This window comes from Variovorax sp. E3 (genome assembly GCF_016082275.1).
In the GTDB taxonomy this organism is placed as follows: domain Bacteria; phylum Pseudomonadota; class Gammaproteobacteria; order Burkholderiales; family Burkholderiaceae_C; genus Variovorax.
Genome location: NZ_MOWM01000239.1, coordinates 1 through 7423 on the forward strand (window position 1 = coordinate 1; position 7423 = coordinate 7423).

At 70.3% G+C, this 7423-nt stretch carries 5 protein-coding genes and 1 pseudogene; 2 read left to right on the plus strand and 4 right to left on the minus strand.

Annotated features, from left to right (window positions below; translation table 11 throughout):
* On the minus strand, nt 1–258 hold a 258-nt coding region (locus tag BMG07_RS38685; protein WP_198088922.1), incomplete at its 3' end, for a PIG-L deacetylase family protein.
* 157 nt (nt 259–415) lie between these two features.
* Here BMG07_RS38685 and BMG07_RS45275 point away from each other — a divergent pair.
* On the plus strand, nt 416–1264 hold the full coding sequence (locus BMG07_RS45275) for a hypothetical protein (RefSeq protein WP_374221442.1): 849 nt from the start codon (nt 416–418) through the stop codon (nt 1262–1264).
* Nucleotides 1265–1540: 276 nt separating this feature from the next.
* Here the strand turns inward: BMG07_RS45275 and BMG07_RS38695 are convergent, their stop codons facing one another.
* From BMG07_RS38695 to BMG07_RS38705, 3 genes and pseudogenes are all read right to left on the minus strand, one after another.
* Nucleotides 1541–2131, minus strand: a complete 591-nt coding sequence (locus BMG07_RS38695) for a DUF4304 domain-containing protein (RefSeq protein WP_198088923.1) — start codon at nt 2129–2131, stop codon at nt 1541–1543.
* On the minus strand, nt 2128–2745 hold the full coding sequence (locus BMG07_RS38700) for an alpha-ketoglutarate-dependent dioxygenase AlkB (RefSeq protein ID WP_198088924.1): 618 nt from the start codon (nt 2743–2745) through the stop codon (nt 2128–2130). The genes BMG07_RS38695 and BMG07_RS38700 overlap by 4 nt, the downstream gene beginning before the upstream one ends.
* Nucleotides 2738–5058 (minus strand): annotated as a pseudogene (locus BMG07_RS38705) (helicase C-terminal domain-containing protein). Before BMG07_RS38705 ends, BMG07_RS38700 begins: the two are co-directional and overlap by 8 nt.
* Before the next feature lie 143 nt (nt 5059–5201).
* Between BMG07_RS38705 and BMG07_RS38710 the strand changes: the two are divergent.
* On the plus strand, nt 5202–7423 hold a 2222-nt coding region (locus tag BMG07_RS38710), incomplete at its 3' end, for a CHASE3 domain-containing protein (protein ID WP_198088925.1).

Genomic DNA, 7423 nt, shown 5'->3' on the forward strand with positions numbered 1-7423 from the left:
ATGGCTGGCGGTGCCGTCGGTCACGGCGATCAGCTCGACCGGCGTGCCGCTCTCGGCCAACTGCGCGAGCAGGCCGCCGACGGCCAGCACCTCGTCGTCGGGGTGCGGCGCCACGACGACCGCGCGCGAGCCCTCGGGCACGAGCTGGCTCGCGGCGATGGCGGGCAAGCTGTCGAGGCCGGGCCAGTTGCGCCATTCGGTCTCGGTCGTGCCTTCGCCTCGAATGGCGCGGCGCTCCGCGCGCTCTACAGCGTCCATGGCGATGTCTCCTCTGGGGTGTTGTCGGTGGCAAGCTGGCCGAGCGCGGCAAGGTCGCGCTCGGCGTGGCTCTGGCGCAGGAACACGGGCAGGTCGGCCATGCGCGCGCGAACTGCGGCTCGCGGCACAGGGGGCCGGCACCGACCGCGCGGCCGGCGTGGTGCATGACCTCGGTCGCGGCCTGCTCGACCGCGAGCCGGACGCGCATCGCGACGCGCTGGGCGTTGTCTTGCGGGTGGCGGTCGATCCACGCGGCGGATTCGCGCAGCAGCGCGGCGGCGCCGGCCAGGGCGACTTCGATGGCGCCCAAGTGCGCTTGCCGGTGGGCATCGGCCTTCGGGCCCGTGGATTCACGCACGCGATTCGCGATGCCCAGCGCGCCACCGAACCAGCACGCGGCAATGCCCGCCCCGCCCTGCCAGAAACCGGGGCGCCGCACGTAGTCGCCGGGCTCGCCGATCCGCACGGCGCGCGCGTCGTCGAAGCGCACATCGACGCTCGCGCTCGCGGCCATGCCGACGGCGTGCCAGCCTTCGCCGGTCACGCACACGCCGGGCTGGTCCATCGCCACGGCCGCGAGGCACGGCTCGCCTTCGGTGTTCCAGCCGCTGACGACCGCGTGCGTGACGCTGGCCGCGCCGGAACACCAGGCCTTGGTGCCGTTCAGGCGGATGTCGCGTGTGCCATCGAACACCACGCGCGCGTCGGGCGGCTCGGCGCACCATGTGCCCCAGCGTGCGCCCGGGGGAACGATGGGCGCGCCGCCGAGTTCGGACAGGATCGCCAGCGCGTCGGTGTGGCCTTCGAAGAGCTTGACCAGAGAGAGATCGTGGGCGGCCACGGCTGCGAGCACGCGCCAGCGTTGCAAGGTTTGCCCCGTGCCCGGTCGCGGCAAACGTCGAGGCCTGCATCGACCAGATGCTTGAGCGCCAGGTCGTGCCCGTGCCGCAGCGTCAAGGACACAAGGGCATCGGCGGGGGCGGCATCGAACATGCCCTCAAGTTAGAAAAGCCCCGCACGCGATTCCGTCGGCGGGCGGCGTTGCGCCCTGTAGGAGCGCGGCTGCCGCGCGGCCTGGACGACGAACGGGGTCGGCCTCTTCCCACAGGCGCGACGCATCGCTGTGCAACGCCTGCGCGGTGGCCTGCAACCGCTGCGCCGCCGAATGCGGCGGCCACGACATGGACCACTGCCAGCGCTGCGCCGAAGCCTGCCGCCAGTGCGAGGCGGAATGCCGGCGCGTGGCAACGGCCTGACGGGCTCGGCGAGCAGCGGCTGGGCTTCAGCCCTTCATCACCTCGGCGAGGTCCGCCTTCAGCGAGGTCGCGCGTTCGGGCGCGCGGGCCAGTCCTGCATCGACGAACGCCTGCGCCCGCAGGCGATCGCCCAGGTGCAGGGCGATGCGCGCCAGGTGCATCGCATTGCGTGCATGGATCTGGTTCGGGTCGGTCTCGCGCACCAGTTGCTCGAAGCTTTGCGGGTAGCTGCCGTACCGGGCGAAGAACGCGCGCCCCGGCCCTGCCCATTCGCGCACGATCAGCTCGGCATTCGCCTCGGCCTCTTCCTTCGTCTCGCCATAGGCCCAGTCGGCGGCATGCCCGGGCGGTGGCTCCAGCCGGTCGCGGAAGACGCAATGCGATTCCTCCACGTCACCGGGCGCCACGCTGCCGCCGCCTTCCGTCGGCAGGAAGTCGAGGTGCGCGCCAAGATTCAGGTAGCACTTCTTGCCGCCGCTCGCGCCCTGCACGTTGAACACATGGATCATCGGCCCGTCGATGCGCCGAAGCGTCTGGCCCGAGCCTTCGAAGCCTTCGGCCTTCAACACGGGATAGAGTTTTTGCGAGAGCAGCTTGAGGAAGGCGGTGCGGGTCATGGGGTGCGTGTTCTCCGTGTGCGCAGGGTGATCGAGTATCGCAAGGCCTCGGTCGGCGCAATGGCGTGCTGCCAGGCCCAGCGCGCCGGCCCGCGCAGCACGTACACGGAGCGCGGCTCGATCAGGTATTGGAGCGTCGCGGGCCCCGAAGGCGGCAGGCCGGGCACGTAGGGCCTGAACTGCATCACCGCGTCGCCGAGCAGCGAGACGCCGATGATGTCCTCGAAGTCGGGCACGTCGCGGTGCCAGCCCAGCGGCGTGCCGGGCCGGTATTCGGCGATCAGCGCGTGCGTGAGGTCTTCGGGCGCCAGGCCGGCCCAGGCCGCGGCCTTGTCCCGCAGCGGGTGCAGCGTCTCGGGCATCGGCGCGCCGGGCTTCAGGCGGTTGTTGTCGAAGTCGTAGCTGCCGCCAAAGCCGATGCCGCGACGGCGCGCCGTGTATTCCTTGTAGCGCATCTCCTTGAGCGGCAGGCCTTGCACGATGCGCAGCAGCGCGGCCTCTTCGTCGGCCGACAGGAAGCCGCGCTCATAGCGCAGCCCTTCGATGGCGGACGCAGGCGCCTCGCCGAACAGGTCGGGCTGGGCCGCGTGCTCCAGGCGCCTGGCGCTACGCATCGGCCCGGCCTCCCCCTGCGCCCCCACCCAGCTGCACATGCCACCAGCGCGGCAGCAGCTCGCGGATCTCGGCGCGCGCGAAGCGGTCGTCCAGCAAGTGCAGCACGCCCCGGTCTTCCTCGGTGCGGATCACGCGCCCGGCCGCCTGCACCACCTTCTGCAGCCCTGGGTAGAGGTACGTGTACTCGTAGCCCTTGCCGAAGCGCGTCTGCATGCGCTCGCGCGTGATCTCGTTGAGCTCGTTGTACTGCGGCAGCCCCAGGCTGGCCACGAAGGCGCCGATGAGCCGGCTGCCCGGCAGGTCGATGCCCTCGCCGAACGCACCGCCCAGCACCGCGAAGCCGATGCCCTGCCCGCCCTCTTCGAAACGCGCGATGAAGCCATGGCGGTCGGCCTCGCGCATGCCGCGCGTCTGCGACCACACGGGCACGCCGGGGTGGCGCATCGAGAACGCGGCGCAGGCTTTCTCGAGGTAATCGAAGCTGCTGAAGAACGCGAGGTAGTTGCCGGGCAGGCGCTCGAACTGCGCGCCGATGATGTCCGCCACGTTGCGCAGCGAGCCCGCGCGGTCGCGAAAACGCGTCGACACGTCCATGGCCACCTCGACGTGCAGCTGCGCGCTGTGGAACGGCGAGGCCACGTCGAGCAGCGCCGTGTCTTCGGGCAGGCCGAGCGCGTCGCGGTAGAACGCGAACGGCGACAGCGTGCCCGAGAAGCAGGTGACCGACGCCGCCTCCGCAAAGCGACTCTCAAGGAACGGCGCCGGCACGAGGTTGCGGATGGACAGCCGGCGCGCCTGCTGCGTGGCGCCCAGCGTGCGCTCGAACACCGAGTGGTCGCCGAAGGCCTCGGCCAGCCGCGCAAAGTGCAGCGCGTCGAAGAAGAAGCGCTGCAGCGGGCCCTGCGATGCCTCGGGCGTGGCCGCGAAGTACTCGGCCATGGCGGTGTTGGCGGCCTGCAGCGTGCGCAGGAAGCGCTCGGGGATCTCGTCGCCGGTTTCGTAGTCGGCCTGCTGCGACTGCTGCACCGTGTCCCACTCGCGGAACACGCGCGCCAGCGGGCCGCGCAGCGCGGCGGGGGCCATGCGGTGGGCTTCTTCGAGCGCGCCGCCGTCGAGCTCGGCGCTGTACATGCCACGCGCGCGCTCCAGCAGGTTGTGGGCTTCGTCGACCAGCACGGCGGCGCGCCAGTCGGCGCCGCGCATGGTGGCGTAGAGAAAGGCGCTGCTGTCGAAGTAGTAGTTGTAGTCGCCCACGATGGCGTCGGCCCAGTGCGCCATTTCCTGCGCGAGGAAATAGGGGCAGACCTCGTGCGCCAGGCCGATGTCGCGCAGCGCCTGCTTGTCGAGCCACGCCACCTGCGCGGCCTGCTCGCGCGCGGCGGGCAGCCGGTCGTAGAAGCCCTTGGCCAGCGGGCAGGCGTCGCCATGGCAGGCGCGGTCGGGGTATTCGCAGACTTTTTCGCGGGCCGCGAGTTCGAGCACGCGCAGCCGGCCCGGGCCTCGGCCCTTGTCGAGCACACGCAGCGCGTCGAGCGCCACGGGCGGCCCGAGGTCTTGGCCGTGAGGAAGAACACCTTGTCGATCTTGCGGGCGGCGCGCGCCTTCAGCAGCGGAAAGATGGTGGCCAGCGTCTTGCCGATGCCGGTGGGCGCCTGCGTCATGAGGCAATGCCCGCCCGCGCCAGCGCGGTAGACCGCCTCGGCCAACTCGCGCTGGCCGGCGCGGAAAGTGCCATACGGGAACGCGAGCGCGGCCAGCGTGCCGTCGAGCGCGGCGCGGTGCGCGGCTTCGCTCTCGGCCCAGGCGGCATAGCGGCCGCACAGCCGCTCGAAGTGTTCGCGCAGGGCCTCGCGGGTGTGGTGCTCTTCGAGCACGGTCTCGTCGCCGGTCGCCAGGTCGAGGTAGACCAGCGCCACGGTCAGTTCGTCGTGGCCGTTCAGCTCGCACAGCATCCAGCCGTAGGTGCGGGCCTGCGCCCAGTGCAGCGCGCGGTGGTTGCCGCGAATGGCGTCGAAGTCGCCGCGAAAGGTCTTGATTTCTTCGACCCGGCCGCGGTGGCACTCGTAGCCGTCGGCCCGGCCGCGCACATGCACCACGCCGCAGGTGGCTTCGAGCGCGACTTCGCATTCGTAGTCGCCGCCGCGCCGGTGCTGCACCAGCGCGTGGCCGGCCATGCCTTCGAGCGCGCTGGGCGCGGGCACGAAGCGCAGGTCGAGGTCGCCCGCCTTCGCGCCGAAGGCGCACAGCGCCTTGACGGAAACAACGTGCGCAACAGGGGCCGCGACGGGCGGATTGAAGGGGTCGGTGCCCATCTCGCTTTGCTGTATGAAATTACAGTATAACGAGACCTTTACCGCCGTTCCACCTGAAGCACAAGCCGTGACGAGGTCTTCTCCGACAGGGCAAGTGGCATTTATCGGCAAAACTTGACAAGTTTTGCTTACAAATGCGTCCGATGAACACTCCCTCCGCGATCGACCCCGAAGACTTTGACCGCCTGCTGAGCCGCAACCTCAAGCTCCCGCTGATCGGCGGCGTTTTCGGCGCCGTGGTGTTCGTCGGGTTGATCCTGTTTCTGCTCAACACCATCGGCTGGGTCGAGCACACCGACCGCGTGACCCGTGCCGCCAGCGAACTGCAGCGCCAGAGCATCGACATGGAGACCGGCATGCGCGGCTTCCTGATCACCGGCGACGAGAGTTTTCTGGAGCCCTACCAGAGCGCCCTGCCCCGCATCAAGGGCGACACGGCCGCGCTGCGCGAGATGGTGTCCGACAACCGGCAGCAGGTCGAACGGGTCGAGCGCATCGCGGCCCTCCAGACCACCTGGAACGAGTTCGCGCGCAGCCTGATTGCCGCGCGCCGCGCCGGCGAGGACGCCCAGGCCATCGTGCGCCTGGGCCGTGGCAAGCGGCTGACCGACGACATGCGCGCCGAGTTCACCGCCTTCATGGACACCGAGCAGGGCCTGCGCTTCCAGCGCAACAACCAGGCCAACAGCACGGCGTGGTGGGTGATCAGCCTGTTCCTGCTGTTCACGCTGACGCTCACCGGGCTGGTGGCCTACTTCGGCCGCCGCCAGCTGATGCGCCTGTCCGACAGCTACGACGTGGTGCTGAAGGAGCAGGCCGCGCATTCCGACCGCCTGTCGCACGAGGCCTGGCTGCGCGGCGCGCAGACCGAGCTGGTGGGCGAGCTGGTCGGCGAACTCAGCGCGCCGGACATGGGCCGCAAGATTTTGGCGTTCTTCTCGCGCCACCTGGGCAGCTCGGTCGGCGCCATGTACGTGCGCGAACGGCACGGGCCACTGCGCCGGGCCGCGAGCTACGGTTTCTCGAGCGCGGCCGAGGCCACGCCGCAGGTGTTCTCGCCGACCGAAAGCCTGATCGGCCAGGCCGCGGCCGAGCGCCGCCGCATGCTGATCGACCCCGTCAACGCCGACTACCTGAAGGTCAACTCGGGCCTGGGCGAAATGGCGCCCAAGGCCGTGCTGCTGATGCCAGTGGCCAGCGACGGCATGGTCAACGGCGTGATCGAGCTGGGCCTGCCCGGCACGCCCGACGAGCGGGGCAACCAGCTGATCGAGGTGGTGGCCGACGACATCGGCACCTCGCTGGCGGCGGCGCGCTACCGCGAGCAGCTGCAGGACGTGCTGGCCGAGACCCAGCAGCTCAACGAAGAACTGCAGGTGCAGCAGGAAGAGCTGCGCACCGCCAACGAAGAGCTCGAAGAGCAGTCGCGCGCGCTGCGCGCCTCGCAGGCCATGCTGGAGAACCAGCAGGCCGAGCTGGAGCAGACCAACAGCCAGCTGTCGGAGCGCACCGAGGCGCTCGACCAGCGCAACACCGCGCTGCGCCGCGTGCAGCGCGACCTGGAAGACCGCGCCGACGAGCTGCAACGCGCGAGCCGCTACAAGTCGGAGTTTCTGGCCAACATGTCGCACGAGCTGCGCACGCCGCTCAACAGCGCGCTGATCCTGGCCAAGCTCCTGGGCGACAACCCGCAGGGCAACCTGAGCGCCGAGCAGGTGAAGTTCGCGGAGTCGATCTACTCGTCGGGCAACGACCTGCTGGTGCTGATCAACGACATCCTCGACATCTCGAAGGTCGAGGCCGGCAAGCTCGAGGTGGTGCCTGAAGACGTGCAATTGCAGCGGCTCGCGCAGAGCCTGGAGACCACCTTCCGGCCGCTGGCCCAGCAGAAGAACCTGAGCTTCCGGCTGGAGATCAGGCCCGACGCGCCGGCCTCTCTGGTGACCGACCGCCAGCGCGTGGAGCAGATCTTGAAGAACCTGCTGTCGAACGCGCTCAAGTTCACCGACCGCGGCGAAGTCGCGCTGGTGGTGTCGGGCGCGCCCGACGGCGGCGCGGCCTTTGCGGTGTCCGACTCGGGCATCGGCATCGACCCGCAGCAGCACGAGCTGATCTTCGAGGCCTTCCGCCAGGCCGACGGCACCACCAGCCGCCGCTACGGCGGCACGGGGCTGGGGCTGTCGATTTCGCGCGACCTCACGCAGCTGCTGGGCGGCCAGCTCACCGTGCAGAGCCAGGCGGGCCAGGGCAGCACCTTCGTGCTGCAGCTGCCGGCCAAGCGCCGCAGGCATCCGGGCACGCATCGCCGGCCCCGGCGGCCATCTACACGCCCAAGCCCGCGCACGCCCCCGTCGGCCTGCGCCGG